This is a genomic window from Paenibacillus sp. FSL H7-0323 (assembly GCF_038002725.1).
GTDB classification, from domain to species: Bacteria; Bacillota; Bacilli; order Paenibacillales; family Paenibacillaceae; genus Paenibacillus_AQ; species Paenibacillus_AQ odorifer.
This window is the reverse complement of record NZ_JBBODB010000001.1, coordinates 2,278,583-2,301,141: the sequence shown is the minus strand read 5'-3', so window position 1 is coordinate 2,301,141 and position 22,559 is coordinate 2,278,583. Positions and strand designations below refer to the sequence as shown.

General features: G+C 34.5%; 23 protein-coding genes. 21 read left to right on the top strand and 2 right to left on the bottom strand.

Features of this window, described 5'->3' with window-relative positions; all coding sequences use genetic code 11:
- Positions 1 to 2 precede the first annotated feature (2 nt).
- The 4 genes from proC to MHH89_RS10490 all read left to right on the top strand — a co-directional run bounded on the left by proC (position 3) and on the right by MHH89_RS10490 (position 4,057).
- Positions 3 to 809: a pyrroline-5-carboxylate reductase gene (gene proC, locus MHH89_RS10505; protein WP_076281585.1), complete on the top strand. Its 807-nt coding sequence runs from the start codon at positions 3 to 5 to the stop codon at positions 807 to 809.
- 2 nt (positions 810 to 811) lie between these two features.
- Positions 812 to 1,576 (top strand): VOC family protein, encoded by a 765-nt coding sequence (locus tag MHH89_RS10500; protein ID WP_341087065.1) that lies wholly within the window; start codon positions 812 to 814, stop codon positions 1,574 to 1,576.
- A gap of 377 nt (positions 1,577 to 1,953) precedes the next feature.
- The gene (locus tag MHH89_RS10495) at positions 1,954 to 2,598 is read left to right on the top strand and encodes a Type 1 glutamine amidotransferase-like domain-containing protein (protein ID WP_340394008.1); all 645 of its coding nucleotides are present in this window, start codon (positions 1,954 to 1,956) and stop codon (positions 2,596 to 2,598) included.
- A 310-nt stretch (positions 2,599 to 2,908) separates the two neighbouring features.
- Positions 2,909 to 4,057 carry a DUF3626 domain-containing protein gene (locus tag MHH89_RS10490; protein WP_076304581.1) on the top strand — a complete coding sequence of 383 codons (1,149 nt, stop codon included), beginning with the start codon at positions 2,909 to 2,911 and terminating at the stop codon, positions 4,055 to 4,057.
- Between the two features lie 446 nt (positions 4,058 to 4,503).
- On the opposite strand, the gene MHH89_RS10485 is transcribed toward MHH89_RS10490, so the two are convergent.
- Positions 4,504 to 4,704: a hypothetical protein gene (locus tag MHH89_RS10485; RefSeq protein WP_341087061.1), complete on the bottom strand. Its 201-nt coding sequence runs from the start codon at positions 4,702 to 4,704 to the stop codon at positions 4,504 to 4,506.
- 114 nt (positions 4,705 to 4,818) lie between these two features.
- Here MHH89_RS10485 and MHH89_RS10480 point away from each other — a divergent pair, with 114 nt between their 5' ends.
- The 10 genes from MHH89_RS10480 (at position 4,819) to MHH89_RS10440 (ending at position 14,671) form a co-directional block, all read left to right on the top strand.
- Positions 4,819 to 5,103, top strand: a complete 285-nt coding sequence (locus tag MHH89_RS10480; protein ID WP_341087058.1) for a recombinase family protein — start codon at positions 4,819 to 4,821, stop codon at positions 5,101 to 5,103.
- A gap of 136 nt (positions 5,104 to 5,239) precedes the next feature.
- On the top strand, positions 5,240 to 5,422 hold the full coding sequence (locus MHH89_RS10475; RefSeq protein WP_340033279.1) for a hypothetical protein: 183 nt from the start codon (positions 5,240 to 5,242) through the stop codon (positions 5,420 to 5,422).
- 21 nt (positions 5,423 to 5,443) lie between these two features.
- The gene (locus MHH89_RS10470; protein WP_340010553.1) at positions 5,444 to 6,322 is read left to right on the top strand and encodes a recombinase family protein; all 879 of its coding nucleotides are present in this window, start codon (positions 5,444 to 5,446) and stop codon (positions 6,320 to 6,322) included.
- A gap of 174 nt (positions 6,323 to 6,496) precedes the next feature.
- A complete protein-coding gene (locus MHH89_RS10465) occupies positions 6,497 to 7,726 on the top strand; it encodes a hypothetical protein (RefSeq protein WP_076301652.1) in 1,230 nt (409 codons plus the stop codon).
- A 21-nt stretch (positions 7,727 to 7,747) separates the two neighbouring features.
- The gene (locus tag MHH89_RS10460; RefSeq protein ID WP_280753075.1) at positions 7,748 to 8,344 is read left to right on the top strand and encodes a hypothetical protein; all 597 of its coding nucleotides are present in this window, start codon (positions 7,748 to 7,750) and stop codon (positions 8,342 to 8,344) included.
- 18 nt (positions 8,345 to 8,362) lie between these two features.
- Positions 8,363 to 10,807 carry an ATP-binding protein gene (locus tag MHH89_RS10455; RefSeq protein WP_341087052.1) on the top strand — a complete coding sequence of 815 codons (2,445 nt, stop codon included), beginning with the start codon at positions 8,363 to 8,365 and terminating at the stop codon, positions 10,805 to 10,807.
- Positions 10,807 to 11,241, top strand: a complete 435-nt coding sequence (locus tag MHH89_RS10450; protein ID WP_341087049.1) for an ATP-binding cassette domain-containing protein — start codon at positions 10,807 to 10,809, stop codon at positions 11,239 to 11,241. Before MHH89_RS10455 ends, MHH89_RS10450 begins: the two co-directional genes overlap by 1 nt.
- A gap of 2 nt (positions 11,242 to 11,243) precedes the next feature.
- On the top strand, positions 11,244 to 13,118 hold the full coding sequence (locus MHH89_RS10445; RefSeq protein WP_341087046.1) for a serine/threonine-protein kinase: 1,875 nt from the start codon (positions 11,244 to 11,246) through the stop codon (positions 13,116 to 13,118).
- Between the two features lie 160 nt (positions 13,119 to 13,278).
- A complete protein-coding gene (locus MHH89_RS31310; protein WP_445254878.1) occupies positions 13,279 to 13,446 on the top strand; it encodes a DUF255 domain-containing protein in 168 nt (55 codons plus the stop codon).
- Between the two features lie 256 nt (positions 13,447 to 13,702).
- Entirely contained in the window at positions 13,703 to 14,671 is a 969-nt protein-coding gene (locus MHH89_RS10440; protein ID WP_076301648.1) for a hypothetical protein, read from the top strand.
- A 112-nt stretch (positions 14,672 to 14,783) separates the two neighbouring features.
- Here the strand turns inward: MHH89_RS10440 and MHH89_RS10435 are convergent, their stop codons facing one another.
- Positions 14,784 to 15,032, bottom strand: coding sequence for a helix-turn-helix domain-containing protein (locus tag MHH89_RS10435; protein WP_076301647.1), 249 nt, complete (start codon positions 15,030 to 15,032; stop codon positions 14,784 to 14,786).
- Positions 15,033 to 15,336: 304 nt separating this feature from the next.
- Between MHH89_RS10435 and MHH89_RS10430 the strand changes: the two genes are divergently transcribed.
- The 7 genes from MHH89_RS10430 to MHH89_RS10400 all read left to right on the top strand — a co-directional run bounded on the left by MHH89_RS10430 (position 15,337) and on the right by MHH89_RS10400 (position 22,450).
- Positions 15,337 to 16,293, top strand: coding sequence for a phosphoribosyltransferase-like protein (locus MHH89_RS10430; RefSeq protein ID WP_143766405.1), 957 nt, complete (start codon positions 15,337 to 15,339; stop codon positions 16,291 to 16,293).
- Between the two features lie 15 nt (positions 16,294 to 16,308).
- On the top strand, positions 16,309 to 16,647 hold the full coding sequence (locus tag MHH89_RS10425) for a hypothetical protein (protein ID WP_340010549.1): 339 nt from the start codon (positions 16,309 to 16,311) through the stop codon (positions 16,645 to 16,647).
- Between the two features lie 213 nt (positions 16,648 to 16,860).
- Positions 16,861 to 17,883: a retron St85 family RNA-directed DNA polymerase gene (locus tag MHH89_RS10420; protein ID WP_341087042.1), complete on the top strand. Its 1,023-nt coding sequence runs from the start codon at positions 16,861 to 16,863 to the stop codon at positions 17,881 to 17,883.
- Between the two features lie 591 nt (positions 17,884 to 18,474).
- Positions 18,475 to 19,095 (top strand): hypothetical protein, encoded by a 621-nt coding sequence (locus MHH89_RS10415; RefSeq protein ID WP_341087040.1) that lies wholly within the window; start codon positions 18,475 to 18,477, stop codon positions 19,093 to 19,095.
- Positions 19,096 to 19,548: 453 nt separating this feature from the next.
- Complete coding sequence (locus MHH89_RS10410) at positions 19,549 to 20,226, top strand: hypothetical protein (RefSeq protein WP_341087037.1); 678 nt, start codon at positions 19,549 to 19,551, stop codon at positions 20,224 to 20,226.
- A gap of 176 nt (positions 20,227 to 20,402) precedes the next feature.
- Positions 20,403 to 21,410 carry a hypothetical protein gene (locus MHH89_RS10405; protein ID WP_341087034.1) on the top strand — a complete coding sequence of 336 codons (1,008 nt, stop codon included), beginning with the start codon at positions 20,403 to 20,405 and terminating at the stop codon, positions 21,408 to 21,410.
- A gap of 152 nt (positions 21,411 to 21,562) precedes the next feature.
- Entirely contained in the window at positions 21,563 to 22,450 is an 888-nt protein-coding gene (locus tag MHH89_RS10400; RefSeq protein ID WP_341087032.1) for a hypothetical protein, read from the top strand.
- Positions 22,451 to 22,559 lie beyond the last annotated feature (109 nt).

Sequence of the window (22,559 nt, the reverse complement as noted above, 5' to 3'; positions counted from 1 at the left end):
GAGTGACCAAAGAAAAGATTCATTTTATTGGTGGCGGACAGATGGCGGAAGCGATCATCCGCGCATGTATAGCGAATAACACCTTGTCTGTAAATCAAATTAGTGTATCGGATATTAATGAAACGCGTCTGCAGTTTTTGAATACCAAATACGGTGTAGATACGGAGAGTTCGCAAGAGCATAACCTGTCTACAGCAGATGTGATTGTAGTGGCAGTTCGCCCACAGGATGATTTAACTACCCTTGGTCAAAACGTACAACAATTCGCTACAGCTTCTGCCGCAATCGTATCGATTGTGGCGGGTGTGACAAATGATCAGTTAGCTGGGTATTTTGGAGTTGAACGGTCCATTATCCGGGTTATCCCCAATACTTTAACCGATACAGGATATGGCTATAGTGGTGTAGCGTTAAATGCTTATGCTACTCGTGATCAAGTGGAGCATTTCCTACTCGGCTTTGGAAAAGTACAATATCTGGATGAGGCGTTAATGGATGTTTTCACTGGATTTGGTGTGGCGGGTCCTAACTATATCTATTATTTCATTGAATCTCTCGTGGATGCAGGTGTACTTGCCGGACTGCCGCGTGAGCAAGCCTGGAAGGTTGCACTGGAGAATATGATGGGCTCGGTAGCAATGCTGCAACAGACAGGGCTGCATCCACGACAGCTGCTGGATATTAATAATTCACCTGGCGGTGTCGGAATGCATGGCTTGTACGAATTAAACAACAGTGATTTCGCAGCGGGTCTGCAAAGAAGTGTTCTGGCAGCCGTAAAACGTACTACTGAGCTGGGAGTGAAGTAATCATGGCAACGATGAAATGGGATCATTTAGTTCACTATGTCAATGATTTGGCCAAACCGGTTGAGATCTTTGGAGCTCATGGATTGGTTGCTTTTAAGGGAGGCTCTCATAAAGATTGGGGAACCTATAATGCCTTAAGTTACTTTGGGCTAACCTATCTCGAGTTTCTGGGCATTGAGAATCTTGAGCTGGCAAAGGCAACTGAACATAATTTAGTGGTGAAAGATGCAGTAAAACTTCTACCAGAACATGAAGTTCTAAGTAGAGTAGTCATCCGGACGGATGATATTGAAGAAGTAGCGGCTTCCCTGAAAGCAGCAGGCTTATCATTATCTTCAATTATCGATGGTAAACGTCTAGATAACGAGGGCAGATTAATAGAGTGGCGGATGATGACCATTGCTGGTGACTTTGGGGGACTGGTCTATCCGTTCATCATTCAATGGAGCGGAACGGATACAGAGCGAGTGGAAAGATTAACATCATCTGGAGTCATTAAGCCTCATCCTGCGGGAGAAGTCGAAATCGTGCGTGCTGTATTCCATGTCTCCGATCCTGAAGCTGCAGCCAACCATTGGGGAACCATATTCGGACTGCCTGTTACGAAGTCAGAGGATGATACCTTCAGCCTTAAGATTGGCGATAGATCATTTGCTTTCGTGCAAGGAGACGAGAACCAATTCAAGCAGGTGGTTTTTGAAACGGATTCGTTAGAGCTGAAAGGGAAGACGATTTCGATTGGTGATGGGGAGTATGTTTTCGTTTAAGGGACTAGTATCTTTATAACTTTAGAAATAAAGACTTACTTGAAGGGATCGATACCTCGAGTAAGTCTTTTTGCTATTCACCGAAGGTACTAATGATGCTGGCATTTTTTTGTTTTAATCAATTTGTAAGATTTATTGAATTTCATTATATGGTACGATGTCCATGATATAAAAGGAGGTGAAGATAATCGGTGCAGAACAAAAATACGTGGCCCATTTCCTCGCCGGATAGGCTTAATGTGGATCTAGCGCAGATAAAAAACCTTGATTATGCCTCTAAATTTATATTACTATAGACATTTTTCTCTTGCCTGGCGCTATGAATTTTGATAAACATAATGGATAAATTTAGATATTACATATGGAGGTAATTACGGATGAAAACTCACTATTACTTAGATTGGTTTTATGATAAGGGCTTTTCTGAGAAGCTAGTCAATGTGTTGCATGAGGATATAACAGACAGAAAATCGCTGGTTATGATTAGCGCTGAATCGTCTGATTTTAGTGATGAACAAGTTAATATTGATAGTGTTTTTGAAAGGACATGGTTTAATCAGGCTAACATTTTTTTTGATGAATATCATTTCATTGATGACCGCACGCAGAAGGAAGATGCCCAGCGATTAATTCAAAACGCCTCTGTCGTTTTTTTATGTGGTGGAACCGCTCGGGACCAAAAGCACCTTTTGACGGAATATGAATTATCGGATTTGATTAAAAAAAGCAATGCTGTTGTAATGGGAACAAGTGCTGGTGGGATGAACATGTCTGATGAATATGTGGATGAATGCACTGTTTGTGAAGGTATGGCTCTTAATCACTTTTCTTTTGAAGCTCATTTTGATCATGATAACACCGCGCTAATTGAGGGGCGTTTTCCTTTATCGAATAAAATGGATATTTATGTGGCGGCAGACAAAGATGGTGCTGTACGTGTGAAGGGCAGCAAAATCGACATTATAGGCAATGTATATTTAATTTCCCACTCAAAGATTCAGAAATTGGCTGAGACGCTCTAATTATGGTTGAGTGGTTGTGACACTGACGGTTAACTAAATGGTATTTGTTTTGAGTCCCTATTTGACAGCACCTTACGAGCAAATCGAGTTGATTACTCCTGCGAAAAAGGAAGATTACGCATAACGCGCATACGATGTTCAAGCCAGCAACATTCGATCTTGAATTTATATCATTCGAGATCCATGTAAAGTTATCGGAATCTGCGATGGTAAGGATATGAAGTTTTAAGTGAAGAAGCGTTTGATACAGTGAGAGGAGAAATCAAGTCTCTTTTCTTATGTACTGGGTCTAGAAAGGAGTGAATAAGCAATGGAGTGGAAAGGCGATGCAAATGCCAATAAAAAAAGAGAGTCTCAGTTCACTGAGGAACTATCGGAGTCACAATTATCGGCTTTAGAATATGTTACGAATTACGCGCGAACTCGAAAAAGTGAAGCAGTTCAGACCATCCATGAAATTCTTCAAATGTCTAATGTGGATCGGGAAGAGTTTGAAGATGCTGTGGTCAAAATAAAGTCACATGCGAAGATTGCTCTACATTTCCATCCAGATCGACTAGATCCGGTAAAGAAAAGTGTTGCAGAGGCGCTATTGGAGCAAGGCGTGTACAAGAGCCAATTTGAGACCTTGTTATCCAGTGGTAGTGTATCAGCCTATTCTGGCGGTCCACGTGATTTGTGGGAGGAAAGACTATTTGGAGGGGCATACCAACAAGAGGGTGCTTCGAATAGCGAACGCCCTAAATATGGCGCTCTTGATTTGATGCGTCATTCGGATGGGCCAGCTCCGCGCTTTGGCTCCTGCTATTTCCTCCTATCCCCTGAGGTTTCTTATCGCAGTACATACACCTATATGGATTCGCATCAAAACCCTGTACAGAAAGGGACATATGCAGAATTTGATGATATGATGGCGGCATTACTAGAGGAGATTTTCTTAAGAGATTCCGCTCTAGGGGAAAAAAATCTTCGATCACAAAAATTAGTTGACCATCTTCGGGTCAACCTCACAATGCCGTTTACAGACCCTTCAAAGGGTGAAGCTAAACGTAATCTTAACCACTATATTGAGGCGCAAGTTCATGGAAACATTCGTCTAAAGGAAGATGTGGAAATTTTAGTTGCCGATCCTTCATTCAAGGGTACTCCAACAGGGCGAGTCCTGGAGCAAATATGTTTACAGTATGCCATCCAACTCTATTGGCACATGGGATTCGCGATGTGGGTAGACGAAGTGCCTTCAGATTTTAGAGGGCCTTCGATGCCCTCCTTGGCTAAGCGTATTGCTCATCACGGTTATATTGATGCGAGCATGATTGGATCTGCTGCTATGCACTTAAAGCATGATCCTTCAGCATGGCGGGACCGAGGAACCGAAAAAGAAGTACTTCAAGAATTAAAACTCTTATGGCATGTTTTGGTACGGTACGGAAAGCCGCTCCGAAACTTTAAGTTGTAAGAAGCCTTGGTACGCTTGAAGTTATGGGCATTTAAGTAAACAAACAAATAAATAAATAAGCGAATTTCCCTCCGTATGGGATATTTGACTTGTCATTGATGGGATGTTTGGGTGAATCAATTTTTCAAAGAAGCTTTTGCGGCTCAGTGTTGATTAGAAGTTTTTTGCGTTGAATCATGGAAATATCGCGCTACATCTTCTACCATGTTACAGTACAATGGGACTGTGGTTTATAAGACCTAGATTATAAAAATAAAACATTATGTTTAGTAAGATTCTGCACCCAGCCATTATGCAAGTGATTGCGGATGGCTCAGTCGAAAAGCTGAAGATGCTTTGCTCTATGTACCTGTATTCCTTCGAGAATTCGCTAAGGTATCTGAAAAAGTCGAAACGGGAATTCATTCAAAATAGCCTGAAATAGAACAAGTCGGAGCATGGATTTGTCATGTGCTCTGGCTTGTTTTTATTTTGTTAATTTTTCTGACTGTCTTGCGTAGAATGATGCACTTGGGGAGAGGTATGTCTAACTCGGCCTCGGCTTGGACAGTTTGGCTCAATATCCGGGCCACATGTTCATGAAATTGCCGCAACGCTTTGTCGGATGGCTGATTACTTTCCTTGATTACATATTCACATTTCTTCATGAACTACGCCTCCGAAATTTTACAGTTGTCATATTCGATGATTTGTCATCAAAAATGCTCAACATTCTACTTGAAAGGCAGCAAAAATTTAACAGGTTTGGAGTAGAAACTATTATGGAAAGTAAAACAATTAAACACGTAGCCGTTTATTTAAGAAAATCACGGGATGATGGTGAGTTTGAAGACGTTCTCTCGAAGCATAGGGATACCCTTCTGACCTTGGTCGATAATCGAAATTGGACTTATAGGCTATATGAAAAAGTGGCCTCAGGTGAAAAGATCGAGTCCCGTAAGGAAATGCAGAAGTTTCTTCGACATGTTGAAGACCAGCTCTATGATGGGGTAGTAGTCATGGATATTGACCGTTTAGGGCGTGGAGAAAACAAGGATTGGCATTAAAGATACATTCTTAAACTCAGAAACGGTCATTATCACACCAAACAAGATATACGATCTAGAAATAGACAATGACGATGTATCCTTTGATTTCATGTCTATTTTTGCCCGAATAGAATACAAAACGATTAAGTGAAGAATGAAGCAGGGCAAGGAGGCCGGAGCGAAGAAAGGCATGTGGACAAACGGAAAGCCACCGTTTCCTTACTACTACGATAAGAACATAAGGTCGGTATTGGTGGATGAAACCAAGCGTCCGATTTATCGAGCGATTGTTGAAAAGTATTTGAATGGAACAAACCTTGGTCATATCGCCATTTGATTGACGGATAACAAGATACCTATGCCATACAACATTAAGCCCGATGGAAAGAACAAGGGATGGTCAAATATTACGGTTCAAAGATTGCTGGCAAGCGAGATCCATTTGGGTTATATCACTTATGGCAAAACCCGTTCCAAGCGTGGTCAGGTGGAACTTGTACCCGTAGAAGAGCGGATTAAAGTCATGGGAACACATGAAAAGATGAAAACGCCGGAAGAACATGAAGCGATTATGGAGCGGCTGCTTAAAAATCGTATGTTGAATCCCAATTCAAGACGTAATATTTTTCCTTTGTCAGGCTTGCTTTATTGTGAGAAATGCGGTTCGCGGATGAGGTTCCGGGTGGGAGAGAACAAGAAGCAGGGGCAACATTGGAGTGCATTGTGCTATCACCAGTACAAAGATGGCAGCAAATGTGAACAGCGTGGCAAGGTAATGGATGCTGATTTTTTCAATGCTCTGTATGATCGGATTATCCATGTTGATCCAAACATTTTGCGGGAAATTGAAATGCATGGCAGTCGGTATAATGATACTCAAGTGATCATCGAGGTCAAAGCGCAGGAATTGAAGAAGCAGAAACGAGCGTTGGACAAGCTGCATGAATCGTATGAAGAGGACATGATAACGAAGCAAGTTTTTTTGGAGCGTAAAGCTATCCGGTCAAGGCAGATACAGAAGCTGGAGGAAGAGTTGAAGGATTTGCGGAAGGTAGTAGTAGATGAAGGTAATTATCCGACTGTGGAGCAGATATATGAGCGGATAGGTGAGTTTAGGGAGTTGTGGAGCACTTCAGTGACGAGTGAAGAGAAGAATCGAGCTTTGAAGAAGCTGGTGGAGCGGATTGTGTATGATCGGGAAGGGAATCGGGTGGAGTTGACGGTTTGTTATAGGTAGAAATCTATTGAAGCAAATATAAGAAAGCAATTAACCCTCTGAAAAAATCAGAGGGTTTTTATATGGAGAAATTTAGTTCTTTTCGCAGGGGAGTGGAAAATCTTGTCGAATTATTACTTTTAAAGATTATTCTCAAATATAACTCATATAGACCATTAAGTAGGGAGAATTAGTATGAACGAATTAATTACTTCAAATTCAGAGAAGGACTACAATCTACCTCATACAGATATTATTAAAGCAAAAGAAATAGAAAAATATCATGAATTATTTCGACTATTTATAACTCGTGATAAAGAAAAAATAACATTGTGCTTAGCAGCAGTGCGGACTTTAGCTAGAGAAACAGATGGAATATTCTCTAAAGAAGAAATGGATCAAGTATTAGGTTATCTGAATACTGATACTCGCAACCAAGTCATAAAAACAATTGTTAAATATGGTTGGATCATTAGCAATGGAGTAAGATATCAATTTCCTGAAAGAACACGTTATATGTTAATGTTTTTATTTACGGTATTTGTTGGAGAAGTAGACAGCTTTAATCGTGAAATTGCTCTTTCTTTAGCAGTAAACGACTTGGATGAGATTGTAGGAGTTGACGAAGAAACATCCGCAGAAAGCTTACAAATAGCTTTTGGTACATTGAGAAGAATTAAAACTGAATTTATTAATTGTCTGGAGCAACGCTCACCAGTGGAAGGGAGAAATTTACTTATCAAAGGAAAAGACTTTCATGAAACTATAGGGAAGATAGAGGATAGATTAAAAAAAATAAATAAGAACTCGTATCATTATACTCAAACCACAGAAGTAAGAGGACTTTTGGCAGAGATAATGAGATTAAGCCAAGAGTTACACGAATTCATCCAGCAAGATATACAGGCTAATGCTCGTTCTTTTGGACAATATTTAACTCCAGAACAGGTAGAAGAATTTCTTCATGAAGCTCCTTTAGATTTGTTAGCAGGATTAATTCAAAAGAACTATTCTTCCCCGCGTAAACCAAGTTTCTTAAGCCGTGAAGAATTAAACAGAAAAGCTGTGAACTACTTAGAGAACAAATCTGAGAAACAGGAACTATCTCCACCACCTCCTATAACTGAGATTGTAGAAAGACGTTATGAAGAAACAAACTTTGAAGGTGCTAGTAATTTGTTTCATAAAGAAATAATGTCTAAATTAATGTCGGATTCCGTAATTCCATTACATGATGTCGTAATAAAAAATAACTACGGTGAAACTGTATTTCGCACTGGTTTATTAACTACTTTGAAAAATGATTTAAGTGGCACCAGTGAGGACTTATTTGATATAAATTTGAAAGATTACATACTTGAAATTAATGAAGGATTTATAAGAAATATAACGGAAGGGGATATTAGACTTAAAAATAAACTTTAAGTTCAGAGAGGAGAAATTTGAATGACTATTATTGATATAGAAGATGAAGCTAAAGCAATCTGTACGCGTTTATATTACGGTTGGGTGGATAAGCAAGAACTACCGAGTTTGGCAAACGATTCTTTATTGTATAGAACAGTTCAGGATAAACTTGCTTGGATAGGTTTTGATCTTATCGATCGACCAGAATGTCCATGGTATGTAATAAGAGTTAAACAGGAATATGATAGTTTTACACAATTCAGGAAACGAAACCAATCATTAAAGGGCTCTCATTTAGCTTTAATTCTTATATTGTATGCTAAATTGCTTCTCCCAAAAAGAGTAGGGCAGGTGAATCTAAGTCAAACGCTTGATATCTCATTTGAAGAAATATATGAAAAGTTTGGGTATAAATTTGCTCGTTCGCTCAAAATACCAACTTCTAAACAAAGAATGGAAAATATTCTTAGTGTACTAGTTAATCAAGGGTATTTGATTAAAAAGCGGGCTGAAAATGTTTACTTGGCTGGGCCATCAATGTTTATGTTACATGATGATTTATTATCGGATTTAGCCAAGGCTAGTTTAGAAACATTATTCGGATTTAATGAAAATAAAGATAAAACTATAAAATAAATTATTGGGGGCACTGCCTTGATAACGATAAAAGAATTTAATACAGCTTATTGGGGGCGCATTGGAACAGTTGCTACTCCTTATCAATTTCATAATAAAGTAAATGCTTTTGTTGGTGCTTCTGGAAGCGGAAAAACTACTTTGATGGATGCGCTTCGAATTGCGCTAGGAGATGCCAAATTTGAATATAATCGTGCAATGGACCATTATATAAATAAAAATTCAAATTGGTCTGTTGTTCAAGTTTCATTTTGGAATAGTGAGGTTCAAGGAAGACCATTTCTAGCTTTAGGATTTACTGAACCTGTAGTTACTGTTTGTGTTAGACTAGATCGTTCTTCAGGGGACTGTAAACGTGAGTATTATATGTTCGATGGTTCCTTTTATGATATTACTAACTTAGGACAAAATCCTAAAGCGTATCTATTGAATAAAGTTAAGTATGGAGAATATTTACAAAAATTAGATACTATAGGATTAACATATTCGTTTAGAAAATTAATGTTAATGAAGCCTGAAGATGTACAAAATGTTGTTGGGATGGATTCTAATCGTTTATTTCAACTTATATTTGATATTAAAGGACAAAAGAGTATACAGGCAGATCATGATCTTACTTCAGAAAAATTAAAAGAAGTAAAAAACTTAGAACTTCAAAGTTTTGAGGACTTATCTAATGCAAAAAAAACGCTTGATGAATATGAAAGTCAAAAGAATAAATTTGAAGAAAATGAAACTCGTAAACTTAATTTTGAAAAAATGAAATTGTTATTTTCGAAAAAAAAGTATTGGAATAATAAAAATGAGCTTGAGCGACAACAAAAACTAATGATTGAAGAAGAGTTGAAACTAAAAAATTTAGAGACTAGTAAAGTTGATTTAAATGAAAGAATAGTATCTCTGCAAAACAAACTATTACAAGAGAAACAAGAGGAACTGAAAATAAAAGATATAATAAATTTCGCATATGAAAATGTTAGGATTAAAGAAAGCGAGAATGGAAGTTTAGAGCATTCTCTCAAAAAACTTTCTACTGAAATTAAGCACACAGAATGTATAGCATGGGAGGATATGGGGTTATTAAAATCCAAGCTTGATGTGGTTGAAGTTAGTTTGCAGAGTGTGAATTTCAATTGTAGGACGCTTGAGAAAAATATAAAGGAATTAGTAAACGAGCTTGAACCACTAAAAAAAGGTGATAGTGCATTTCCTACATGGGTCACACAATTTAAACATGCATTAGAAGATAAAAAAGTACCCTATTTAATTTTAGCAGATAATATTTCAATAAAACCTGAGTTTAAAAAATGGATTTCTGCAATTGAGGCATATTTAGGGCGTGAAAGATACAGAATAGTGACTTCAGAGGAATTCCATCTTCAAGCTAAAAAAATTCAAGAGAAAAGTGAATATGGGGCTCGTGTCTCTAAACACCGGTCTAGCAAGCAGTCAATAAAAAACCGAAAACCGCACGGGAATTTTATTGCTCTAAGAAATGCAATTGAAATAACAAATGAGGATGAGATTGGCGGATATTTAGATTATTTAAATGATATTTACTTAGTTGAAAGTGTGGAAGAAGGACATCAACTCTCACAAGACGGATATAAAAGCCTGACTCAAAAAGGGTTGCTTCAAGACCAAGATGGTGGGTTGTTTTTAAAAGCTAGAGAAATGGTTTGTGGACATTTTGCTAGGGAAAAATATAGAAAGTTGATTGAAGAAGAAATCGAGAGTTTATCTACTCAGTTAACTTCTATACATAATGAAAAAATAAGACTAGAGCAACAGAAAAAAGAATATTCCAAGCGGATAGAAGATCAAGTGCTTTTACGTAAGTTGCCTCAATTGAAAAATGAATATGAAGTTATAGAAGAAAATCTTGCTAAAATTAAAATAGAATTAGAAGCAGCCAGTAAAAATTTTCAAGATGCAAATGAACTTAGAGACAAAATATTAAATTTGATTACTGAATTAGAAAAAGAACTCGTTCAAAAAGAGTCGGAAAATGTAGCTCTTAAAAAAGAGATTATTGATGCAAGTGGATCAATCAATGGATATAGAGGAAGTATTGGAGTTTGTAAAAATATTTTAATTAAGTCGATTATTGATTTGCAAGATTTAGGTTTAGATGATCATGCAATATCTTTCATTGATGTCGAGATAATTCAAGAAAATATTTTTTTAAGAGATGATGGGACTGAATGGAATTTTGAAGAATTAGAGAAAACGGTAAAGATTATTACTGAAGATATAGAACATTTTGAAAAAAATAATAAAATCGATCCGGGAATTATTGCGATGGTTGAACCACAAAAAAGGAGAGTGGATTCTTTAATTAAAACTTATGATTTAGCTAAAGAAGATCGCGAAAAGTGGGAGACACAATTAGCATTAGCAGAGATAGCTTTGAAAAATCACGTTCAAGAAACAATGTCTCAGTATATAGATGAGTTTAAGTAATGGCTGAATTATTAGGTGCAAAAGGCGAAGGGAAGTTCCAACAAGAAGGGCCAAGTTATTTGAACTGGAAAATCCAAATGAAGATAGGGTTTGATGGGAAAGAGTTAGTAGATTATGATGACCCTGAGTTTTCTTCAGGTCAACGAGCAGCAATTAGTATTATGTTACTTCTTGCCGCAGTTAGTAATCAAAAAGAAGGAACCCAAAATAGTCTTATGTTTCTGGATGAGCCTACTTCACGCGTAGATGATGCCCGAGCAAATGAAATCGGCACTATACTACAAAAATCAAATATTCAATATTTTATTACACATCAAGTATCTGAGAGCTTAAAGTCAATTGACTGGATTAACCATGCATTTGTTACTTCAAAACTGAGGTCTGGACAGAAATTTGCTGATAATCCTATTTTCGAATCAAGAAGGGAGAATTAAGGATGGACAAAAGTGAATTGAATCTTTTTTTCAAAATTGATGAAAGTCATCCGGGCATACAAATAGAAAAAACTTTTAAGGAATATCCTTTTCCTGTGAAAATGATGGCATTTGGTCGTTTTTTTTATGGAATAGAGGAGACTCTCAACAAGCCGCATGGTAAAAAAAAATTGATGGAAAATATAGTGAATATTCTTTCTAAAGGCCAGAAACAATATAAATCTTTTAGTAATAATATTTTGAAAAAATTCACGTGGCCTGAAATAAGCGATGCTTTAGAAATTCTTTTAGTGGATGGAATCATACAAGTTACTTTTAGAAACCAACGTCCGAGAAAAGGTAACGAGTGGTTGCCATCTTATGTTCATCTTGACCCCAGAGCAATTGATTTCCTTTCAAAGAACAAGCCTGATATTACATTTGAGCTTGATTTGATAAGGAGTTTAGTGAACCAGTTATTATCTAATTCATCTGCTCCTATAAGATCAACCATTATTGGTTTTCTTGATAATGGAGCTATTACAGATGATTTAGGCACACTTATTGCTGATCATACATCATTAGAAAAATTCAAATCAATTATTCTGGGTGTTTCATATTATTTTAGTTTTAAAGAGAAAGGAGAAACAGTTCCATTACGCTATATATCAATTCAAATTTGGCATCAGCCTAAAGTATTAGCTAAATATAAAAATGAAATCGCACTTTTATCATCTATTACATTGGAAGAGTTGGATTTGATTCTTCTTCCAGACATCAACTATAGTTTGAATTATTCTTTAATAGCTATTTCATCGATAGAAGAATTAAACCAAGAATTTATTCAATTATCAAAGTTTATAGATTTTGAAAAAAAAGAGAGTTTAGTATTAAGTAGCTTAGAAGAGATAGAAAGATGTAAAGACTCTCTCATGGAACAAATAGGAAGTTTATTTGATGATTCTACATTGCTTCAAGAATTTTTAGTATTATATAACTCTCTGAAAAAAGAACTTGAAGGAGGAGAATTTTTAAATTTAAAGCTAATAACCATAAAGGAAATTAAACAAACACTTAGCACCATAAAAAATTACTTACTAAGGATAGATAGTATAAAATTTAAATTTGAGTTGATTGTTTTGGAAATAATAGGTGGAGGAGCATTTTCACGAGTTTTTAAAGTATTTGATCCCCAAGTAAATGAATTTCTAGCTTGTAAAGTGCTTTTTCCAAGAAGCTATTTTATACAGGTGTATGGTAACGATGGAGACGAATACATACAACGGTTTAAAAGAGAAGTTCGATTGCTAACTAAAGAATTGAAGCACAACAATATCGTTAATGTAGATACAATTCATATGGAGAGTTCACCTTTCTGGTTCACTATGCCATTAGCTACATGTTCATTGCATGATTGGTTGAAAAACAACCGTGATGCATCAGAGGAAGAAAGGATTGAAATATTCAAACAAATAATGTCAGGAGTAAAATATCTACATGGAAAAGGGAAATTCCATCGAGATTTAGCTCCGAAAAATATTTTGCTTTATCAGACAGAGAACAATTTAAATGTGAGGATCGCTGATTTCGGATTAGCAAAAGATCCCGAATCTCTTTCACTTTTCACTGGTAAATCAAAGCGTGATTATGGACATGAAGATTATACTGATCCTGAACAATTAAATAGCCTGGCTGATTCTTCAAATTTATCAGATATTTATTCACTTGGGGCATTACTATATAACTTGCTAAGTAATAAGCCTCCTAAAAAGAGAAAGTACGTCAGAGTAAAATGCCAAAAAGTAATAACAAAGGCTATGGATATAAGGAAGAGTCGTTATCAAACGGTATCAGAGTTTGAAGAGGATTTATCTGAATTCTATGCCGAATTTATATAACTATCATAATAAATTCATTTTGGCTCATAAATAGTAAAATTATAATTAAGACTTGCTAAATTACTTTTTTGTAGCTCTATGTACGCCTTCCCTCACTAATTTGGGTAAACTAACCCTAAGCAATACTTTACCCAAATCCACTGAAAAGCGGCGATGTCCCATGACAACTCCAAAAGTACCCAATAGATTAGCCAAGGAAAAGTCGACGTACCTGCTGCAACACGCACACAACCCAGTGAACTGGTTCCTTGGTCGGACGAGGTTTATGAAATCGCCAAGGGTGACAACAAACATATCTCCGTTTCTATTGAATATAGTTATTTATTGACCCACACGTACCTGTCAAGTGAATCAATTATTAGTAAGCTTTCACCGATGTTGGTGGGAGTTTTTTTGTTGAAATCATAGCGTTTGTTTTCATAATTGGGCCCCATTTTATGGTATGATTAGGGTCAAAATATTTTGAATATCACAATAAAATTAATTCATAGTGTTTATTTGTGTTCTGTTATTTAATGTGCTTTTTAAATATTACGTTATGTGAAAGTAAGGATGAATTCTTTTAAAAAAGTGGTTGATAAATAATGAATATTTCGCTTAACAATGAAGCTAATAGGATAAGAAATTCCACAATGTTTAAGGGTTGTATACATAAAGATAATTACTGTAACGGAATAACGTCAAAAGCACATTCAATACAAAATAATAGATACTTGAATAAACTTTCAGACAATGGCGAAGTCTTATGTATTGATTTCGGTAAGTTGGGTTTGAGGAAAAAACTTAGTTTAGAATCTGTTGGAAGAGGTAAAGCTTCTATTTTTACTGGATTCTGTAATCATCATGATAAAGAGATATTCTTGCCAATTGAAAAATACGATTATAAATTAAATGACACTGAACAAAATTATTTATTTGCTTATAGAGCATTTGCTTTAGCCTATTATGAAAGGCACAGTTCATTTGGATTTATGAAGGAGCATCTTGAAATTAAGAAAAAAAAAGGAGAAAACACTAAAGAATATGAGCAAAAAGTTAATTTCTATAAAAAGCATTTAACATTTATTGAGCAGTTAAAAAATAGTATGAATAATAATCTGGATAACAAGAGATTCGATAGAATTAGTACAGAAATTATAGTTTGGCCTCATAATTATGGGATAGCGGCAACTTCGATGTTTTTTGTAAATAAAGATAAATTTGGAAGGATAATAAATGACCCCCAATATTATATCTCTCCTTTTTTCTTTACAATTATCCCGCAAGAGAATAAGACTTTTGTTTTAATGAGTTATTTAACAAAAGATAAGAATCGATATAAATTTTTAAAGCAACAAATAGTCAATACTGAAACATTTGAACAACAAATGTTAATATCTAATTTACTTGCTATGAATGTTGAAAATTTTTTTATTTCTCCCGAAAAGTGGGCGAAAATTCCTTCTAACATTCAAAAGATGTATATTGATATTTTAGAAAGCACTATGGGGGGAGAAAAACCGAGAATAGGATATTTTGGGAATTTAAATATTTTTAATAATAATAAATTGTAAGATTACTCATAAATGTATGCACCTTTACATATGCAGTGATTACGGTGGCGAGCCTAACACCCATTGGTCTACTAATGAGGGAGTTACATTTGTAGACTAACCCGTGTTTGAATCAGAAAATGTTGTATAGATTTTGTTTATTTAGTTGTTCTTCAACAAATTGAACTAACTTAGCAGCCTTCATATCCAGCGCCGCGGCAATAGCAAGCAATGAATTCAATGTAGGCTGATGAATACCACGTTCTAGCATGGATATGTATGTCCAATCAAGGTTGCTTCGAAAGGCCAGTTCTTCCTGATTCAGCTTTTTTTCTTTACGAATGGATTTTAATACTTGTCCAAAAATTTCTTCTGAGTTCAAAGCGATGGTTCGTAATAATTGAGATGTGACAGTAGAGCTTAAGAATCGTATATAGATGTACTAAGTATTAAGAGTGTTTCTCCTTGTGAGAAAGATAAGGTAAAAGGTATTCGGTGTCATAACCCATCTACGTTATATGTGAATGGGATTTATTCTGCTTAAATTATGTGAGATAAGTTGTAGTTGGTAATGTGAGTAGGAGTGATAGCATATATGAGAAACCTCTATTAAGAGAAGTTATATATTATTACAGTATATGATATAATCTGAGAAGAAAGTATTGCTATTAATGGATGTGGGAATTATGGAGTTTGATCTGAAAGAAGTTATTAAACATTGTGAATTAAAGTGGGGAATTGATGACAGTTTAAAAGACTTGGAAGGTAAAGTTCTCAATTGGATAAATCAAGCGGAGGAAAGAGAACAGATAATTCTTCTAAATCTATTGAAGAATTTTGAGTACTATACCTTAAAAAGAGTCAATGCGGTTTTTGTTGAACTTCATACTTCCCTATCCGAACAGTATGAAGATGTTCTCCATCGATATCAAACCAATGGGTACTCCAATACTCTCTTTTTTCCCGTATATAAAAGAGATGGTACCAGAACAAGTTCATTCGATATGCATGGAAGTTACCGACATTCAAACAATCTTTCTAAACATTGCTTTAAAACGGAATTATCATTGATATTAGAAGATAAAGACTTTCCTTTTGATCAGATAGATAATATAGTTTTTATTGATGACATGGTTGGAACTGGAAACTCTATGGTGAAATTCCTAAAGAGTATCTTACGTCTATATGGAGACAAGTTTGATCTTCTCTCTAAAAAGTTTTTTCTGATTGTACTTGAGGCATGCTCCCATGGTGTTGATACAATAGAGAATTACAAGAATGAGACAGGCATTAATTTGTCTTTAGTTTACTCAAAATTACATAAAAAAGCCTTCTCAGAAAATCACCTATTTGTGGCCGAAGAACTTGAGACCTCAAGAAAAATTGTTTATGAATTAGAAATGAAAATAAATAATAATAATCCTCGGAATGTTTTAGGTTATGAAGAGTCTGAGGCATTGATGTCTTTCTATCACAATATACCAAACAACACGCTTAGTTCTTTCTGGCAAGAAAATGAATCGATAGGGTGGCAACCGCTATTTCCAAGATCAAGACACGATAATCCCTTTTCAAAAAGGAAAAAGTTGTCTGAAAAACAAGATCTTCAAAAAAAATCAAATTATATTGCAAGATCCTTGTAAAGAAGAGTGAGTTAAATGGACTATAGAGATATATTGATCATATTTTACATGAACTCAGTAAAGGAAGATTACATTTATGCTGATTTAGTTGAGTTGCTAGGACTTACTTACACTTATGTTATTGACAAAATTGATTATCTCATTGAACAGGAGTACTTGATTGTCAATGAAAGAAAGATTATTGAAGTAGGGCGGAAAGGTATAGAAATACTTTCTGAAAAAAGATTTTTGGATATCAATATATTTGATTTATACGATGGAAAAGAGTTAGTTAATGGAAAAATATCTAAACAATTAGAGATAAATGATATTTATATTCCTAAAAACTTTGACGAAAAGTTTAAGGGCTATTAATATAAAATTGGAGGATATAACTCGTTAGAAACGGAACTGCGAGTCGTGGTTCATTTAGCAAAGTTACTAAATAGATATCCATAAATAGCAAAGTGCGCTATTTATGGATGCCTTTTTAAAAAGACAAAAAGGCATCATCGGAAATCACGATGATATTTTCAATTAAAGATAATAAAGTAACGAGTTATTATCCCCAAAATATGAGGTAATGATATGAAGGAATATGAGTATATCAGTCGTTTAAAAGCAGCGCTAATTCAAGAGAATTATGATGATGATTATATCAAATTGTGTAATGATTATAGCTATAGACTACTTGAAAACTCTTTACCTGTTATTTTCGATAAAGAACATCTTTCTCGGTTACTTGGTTTAGAAGAGAGATATTTTTTTCAATTGTTTATGATGGCTGATGGCTTTTATAAGGAAGTTCAAATACCCAAAAAGAAATTAGGTCAATTTAGAAACATTTCAGTTCCAACTGAGGTATTAAAATACGTTCAAAGATGGATACTCGATAATGTTCTATATAATATAAGGGTGTCAGAAGCTACAACTGGCTTTGTAAAAGGTAAATCTATCGTTGATAATGCAAAAAAACATGTGAGAAAAGAATGTGTAATAAATATGGATTTAAAAGATTTTTTTCCAACTATTACATATGATTCTGTATTTCGCCTTCTTAAATATTATGGTTATACTAATGAAATAGCATTCATCTTGTCAAAGTTATGCACTTTCCGTGATGTATTACCACAAGGTGCTCCAACAAGTCCTTTTATCTCTAACATTGTGTGCTATAAGCTAGATATTCGTTTTATTAAACTTTGCAATAAAATTGGAGCTGACTATAGTAGGTACGCTGATGACTTAACTATCTCAGGCCCACGATATATTGTTGGTTACTTGAATCTTTTTAGTGACATCATCGTTGAAGAAGGATTTCAGATAAATGAAAGTAAAACCCGCATACAATATCCGAATAATCGTCAAGAGGTCACTGGCCTAATAGTGAATGAAAAGATATCAGTTCCAAAAGAAACGAAAAAATATCTTCGACAACAAATATTTTATTGTAAGAAATATGGCGTTAATAGTCATTTGAGAAAGATAAATATACAAAAATCCAATTATAAAGAACATTTATACGGCATAGCATTTTTTATTAAAATGGTTGAGCTAGAATTAGGAGAAAAATTTTTGGAACAATTAAATGAAATTGAATGGGATTATTAAGTTGAAGTACAGTGGATCAATGCATCTTTGTTAAATGCTACTCTAAGATATCGATATGAAGAAAAACAATGAATTTATTTGATGAATCTTTTAAGAAGAATAGAATCTATATTCCATCAGTATAATACTGGAAGTTATTTGCTAGATGATTTTCTAGGTCATGGTAAGTAAGTATATCTACATATTTATCAGCCCCAGTGCTAGTTCAACGGTATGAAAACGAAAAGCCAGCTGTAGTGTTGCCTGGGCTTAACAAATTAGTAGGCCCATCTAAATCCGACTTCACACGTTTTGCAAAACAATCGAATAGAAGGCACATGCAGAAAGGTTTTTTTCTCAAACATTGGCAAATTTCTTAATCTCAGAATGCTGATATTCCTTTTACGATGACGTTTAACGGTTTTGCATCTGCTCTATTCTTTGTGGGTTGTTTGGTAGGACTTACAACACTATAGGATTAGCAGATATTTTTCTGTGTTTAACCTTTGTTTACTTCGTTAAGCACTGATTATGGCTTTGAGCCATCTTTTGAGTTGTAAATTATATTTCGTTTTTTCAATAGTGTTTTTAAAATTATTAAGGAGAATTCCGATGAGTTACTACAAATATCTAACTGAATTGTATGAAATTTTTGCTGAAAATATTCGTACTTCGAACGTGATGTTCAATGCTAGTAACCCTGTAATGGTGTCCATAGAAACATTGTCTATACTAGTATCTGAATGTCTAGTTGAAGATATAAAATATGTGATAAAATTTAAGAAGCTGGATTATCCCAAAAGATATGTAGACGCGTTAATTCGAAATATGTGTGAACAAACTATTGAGTACATTTACGTAATGAGAAATCAACACTTGTTGGATGAGTATTTCGGGAAAAACCTACCGGAAGATTGTGAAGAGATAGGGGCAGGTCCAGAGGTATTTGAGTTTTTTCGTCAAACAGGAGGTGCAAGGTTTAATTCGGTTACAAGAATAAGTGTTCGTAAAATGGCGATGAGTATTGAAGAAGTAGACACTACTGATGAGAAAATTTCATTGTATACAATATTCGCTAATAAGGCTGAGTTGGAGCATAATTCTTACTTTAATCATATATTTGATATTATTGATGAAATTGAAGATTTTAAGAGTCAAGATTTAGATGATATTTTTGTTGCACATATTATAAATGCCTTTTTAGAAGTTTATAACTCTGTTGATTGTGGATAGTTTATTCTTCAATGGGAAAATATCCTAGGAGAAGGAGCCGTAACCACAGAGTAGCTCAAGAAAAGTCATGCTTGGCTGCAAAACACACATAATCTGGTGAATCGATCTTGATCTGAAGACAGTTTTGTTATCGTGAAGAGCGACAACAAAACTGTCTTCTTTTTTGGGTATAACTACTTATTGACCCACACGTACCTGTCATTGATGAGAGGTTCGCGTGAATCAATTATTGTGTGAAGCTTCTGCTGATGTTTGGCGGAGGCTTTTTGCTTGGAAATGAAAGAATACAGTTCGTCATATTTTTCCATTTCATTGTATAATAAGAGCATAGTCTATAGGTATAATTTGAGTCTCGGTAGTTCGTTTATTTAATTGTATTCTGTAGATTGACGAACTTCGTGAATATTACGTTATAGGAAATGATCAGAAAATTACAAGTATTTAGGAGAGTATATGAATAACTCGTTTGAAACTCATACAGAAAATTTAAACAGAAATTTAGAATCCATTGAGAGATATATGAGAAGGTTCATAGATAGCATTAAGGGAGATTTAGATAGAGCATATGATACTACTTTTGAAAGCATTAATAATGCTCTGCCATTTGAGAATTTGTTTTCAGGAGCATTAAACCAAATTAAACCGGAGGAGCAAAGTAATGAGGGTTATTTAGATCAGAAAGAAATTGAGATTACTATAGAAATGAACTCCCCCACTTTATTTATTAAAGATCTACGAAAGGAGTTGAATAAAGCTACTGAATTATTTAAGTTATCTAGCGAAAATGCTTATGCTGAGACAAGGATACACATTTACTCGTTGTTTACTTATATTATTGTAGTTTTTGAAGATTACCTAAAAAAAATTTTAAACAAAGAGGAAACCTTCAATAATTTACTTAAAAGTGTAAAAGATGCTTTTAAGTATAACAATGTAAATGTGAACAATTGGTACAAAAAAATTAAACGCTTCCAAAAAATCAGGAATCTAATAGTTCATAAAAATGGTGAAAGGAATCCTGGACACTACTTAGTAGTGACAGTTAATGACGATTTGAAGCCACTTATAAATACTATTAATGAATTTGTAGAAAAATATCGTTTTCTGTTGAAGAGAGTAAATAACAATTAGTAGTTTCAGGGAGATGATCACTTCCTATAACATAATATTCAAGCTTCGGCTCCTTTTGAGCCTTGGTCTGCTGGATGAAATTCCAAGAAGTATTTCAGCAGACACAACCGACTTCATCGGACGTCATGAAATATAACAACGTTATGCGAAATCATTTGCTATACAAGGAGGAAAACATGAAAGAAATACAAGATTTTTTTACTTTGGCGCATCAAAGTGATGTAATTGCTTATTTGTTTGGAATAACTTCAGGTATATTAACATTAGTTGGCTTTGCTGCGATTTTCGTGTCTATTAATAGCCAACATAAAGCACAAAAAGCAAGAGAAACCTATTGGGAACTAGCTTCATTGCCGTATTCTTACTCTAATTTTAAAGATGAGAATATAAGTAAACTTATATTTCAAAAAGTTAATTTGTACAACAACATTATTACGCCTATTGATAATAGTACAACTAAAACAATTGATTGGATTAGATACTCATTATTCACTGTATCCATTATTTGGATAACGTTTGTGTTTATTCTAGCATCAAGATTACATATTATGGAGTATACACTTATATTTATTTCAACTATTTTGGTCATAGGATTGATCTTATATTTCATTAGATATTTAAGCACATTAAAAAATGTACAAAAAGTTGCAGGTTTATTTTCAGTTGAAGAAATATTCAATGCTGGTAATACTTCATGTGATATACCTACACCTACTCTTGCAGGCATATCGTCTCACTTAAAGATAACTAGAGAAAAGAAAAATTTGTATTCTATCTCAGTAGGTTTCCCGGTTCCATTCACCAACTTTTTAGTGAAGCCAATTATAACTGGTGTAGATGAGAGTAAAGATTATTGGAATTCAAAATTTATTAATGGTACTGATCCTGATAATTGGATTGTTATTGATTCAAGCAAAGCTACATGGTGGTTAGGGAGTCCCTTGTATTGGTACGAAATTGAAAGATTCTCATTGCCTGAAGATATAGTTGAGGTGAATTTTCAATTAGAATATAACTGTGGGAAGGGAATAACAATGGTTTCTTTTAGATACATATCTGTCAGTGAGCTAGTAAGTTTAGATCGCATTACAGAGTACAGTGTATTACCAGATGATGTACATGAACAATTCTCTTTGAACTTTGATAAAGAAAGAAGACCGGTTGACGATCATCAGGATAAATAATGAGTGTTATTCAAGAAGAGCAAATGACATCGCATAACATAATATTCACGCATCGGGCATGCGCCGGGTCGTGAATACGGGAACGTTATCGGAAATTATAGTGCATATTAAAACTGATGCTTCAAATAAAATGAATTAAAGGTGGAAAAATTATGGATAAGGAAGAAGTCTTCAACCCACTTAAATACTTTAACTATGAAGTACTCAATGATGCTGAATTTGGTGAAGATTCAGTTCGTGAAGAAATTATTTTTCCTATTATTAAGTCACTTGGCTATAATTCGTATGGAGGTAATAAGATAATTAGAAGTCGCAGTTTAACTCATCCATTTGTTTCGATTGGAAGCAAACAAAAAAAAATTAATATTATTCCCGACTATATAATGGAGATTGACAGTCGACCAAGTTGGATACTGGAAGCAAAGGGACCGAAAAAAAACATATTAGATCCTAAATATTTAGAGCAAGCATATTCATATGCTATGCATAGCGAAGTTAAAGCTTTGTATTATGCTTTATGCAACGGGAAAGAATTTGTTTTATATCATGTAAGTGAATATAAACCTCTACTACATTTTAAAATGGAACATTTACCGTTTTATTGGGCAGATTTAAAGCGACTTTTATCTCCTGATCAACTGTTAAGTAATTGTGATAAGTATAATAAATTAAATAAAGACTTTGGCTTGCATTTAAAAAGATTAGGATTTGAATCTTTTAAAGGACTTCATTTTTTACAAGTTCCTGTTATATCTCTAACAAAATTAAATAATGATTTGTATACATTTGCAACGACCATCAAACAAGAAGATGAATACTGTGTTTCTTTTGATTTTAATCATAATACGTTTTTGAATATGAAGGGTAAAATTCCAGATGAAGCCCTCTTTAAACTTATTGAACCAGTAACAGATTCAATAACTCAAGTTAGATTTGTTGATATGAGATATTATGTGAATATAAGGTGCGAGCTAGGAACAAGCTTAGAGGAGAACCGTGATGAAATTTTCATGCCACTCATTATTAACGAGTTTTTGTAATATACTGTTTTAAGATAGCATTATTCCTTTTATCAAGGAAAATGTTTAACTGAATTTAAAGGATATTACCACTTCCGATAACACAATATTCACGCTGCGAACTAACGTC

Bases quoted from the DNA above. Each gene is read 5' to 3' on its own strand.
- MHH89_RS10500 (WP_341087065.1), top strand. From the start codon at position 812: ATGGCAACGATGAAATGGGATCATTTAGTTCACTATGTCAATGATTTG.
- MHH89_RS10495 (WP_340394008.1), top strand. From the start codon at position 1,954: ATGAAAACTCACTATTACTTAGATTGGTTTTATGATAAGGGCTTTTCT.
- MHH89_RS10490 (WP_076304581.1), top strand. From the start codon at position 2,909: ATGGAGTGGAAAGGCGATGCAAATGCCAATAAAAAAAGAGAGTCTCAG.
- MHH89_RS10485 (WP_341087061.1), bottom strand. From the start codon at position 4,704: ATGAAGAAATGTGAATATGTAATCAAGGAAAGTAATCAGCCATCCGAC.
- MHH89_RS10480 (WP_341087058.1), top strand. From the start codon at position 4,819: ATGGAAAGTAAAACAATTAAACACGTAGCCGTTTATTTAAGAAAATCA.
- MHH89_RS10475 (WP_340033279.1), top strand. From the start codon at position 5,240: ATGAAGCAGGGCAAGGAGGCCGGAGCGAAGAAAGGCATGTGGACAAAC.
- MHH89_RS10470 (WP_340010553.1), top strand. From the start codon at position 5,444: ATGCCATACAACATTAAGCCCGATGGAAAGAACAAGGGATGGTCAAAT.
- MHH89_RS10465 (WP_076301652.1), top strand. From the start codon at position 6,497: ATGAACGAATTAATTACTTCAAATTCAGAGAAGGACTACAATCTACCT.
- MHH89_RS10460 (WP_280753075.1), top strand. From the start codon at position 7,748: ATGACTATTATTGATATAGAAGATGAAGCTAAAGCAATCTGTACGCGT.
- MHH89_RS10450 (WP_341087049.1), top strand. From the start codon at position 10,807: ATGGCTGAATTATTAGGTGCAAAAGGCGAAGGGAAGTTCCAACAAGAA.
- MHH89_RS10445 (WP_341087046.1), top strand. From the start codon at position 11,244: ATGGACAAAAGTGAATTGAATCTTTTTTTCAAAATTGATGAAAGTCAT.
- MHH89_RS31310 (WP_445254878.1), top strand. From the start codon at position 13,279: ATGACAACTCCAAAAGTACCCAATAGATTAGCCAAGGAAAAGTCGACG.
- MHH89_RS10440 (WP_076301648.1), top strand. From the start codon at position 13,703: ATGAATATTTCGCTTAACAATGAAGCTAATAGGATAAGAAATTCCACA.
- MHH89_RS10430 (WP_143766405.1), top strand. From the start codon at position 15,337: ATGGAGTTTGATCTGAAAGAAGTTATTAAACATTGTGAATTAAAGTGG.
- MHH89_RS10425 (WP_340010549.1), top strand. From the start codon at position 16,309: ATGGACTATAGAGATATATTGATCATATTTTACATGAACTCAGTAAAG.
- MHH89_RS10420 (WP_341087042.1), top strand. From the start codon at position 16,861: ATGAAGGAATATGAGTATATCAGTCGTTTAAAAGCAGCGCTAATTCAA.
- MHH89_RS10415 (WP_341087040.1), top strand. From the start codon at position 18,475: ATGAGTTACTACAAATATCTAACTGAATTGTATGAAATTTTTGCTGAA.
- MHH89_RS10410 (WP_341087037.1), top strand. From the start codon at position 19,549: ATGAATAACTCGTTTGAAACTCATACAGAAAATTTAAACAGAAATTTA.
- MHH89_RS10405 (WP_341087034.1), top strand. From the start codon at position 20,403: ATGAAAGAAATACAAGATTTTTTTACTTTGGCGCATCAAAGTGATGTA.
- MHH89_RS10400 (WP_341087032.1), top strand. From the start codon at position 21,563: ATGGATAAGGAAGAAGTCTTCAACCCACTTAAATACTTTAACTATGAA.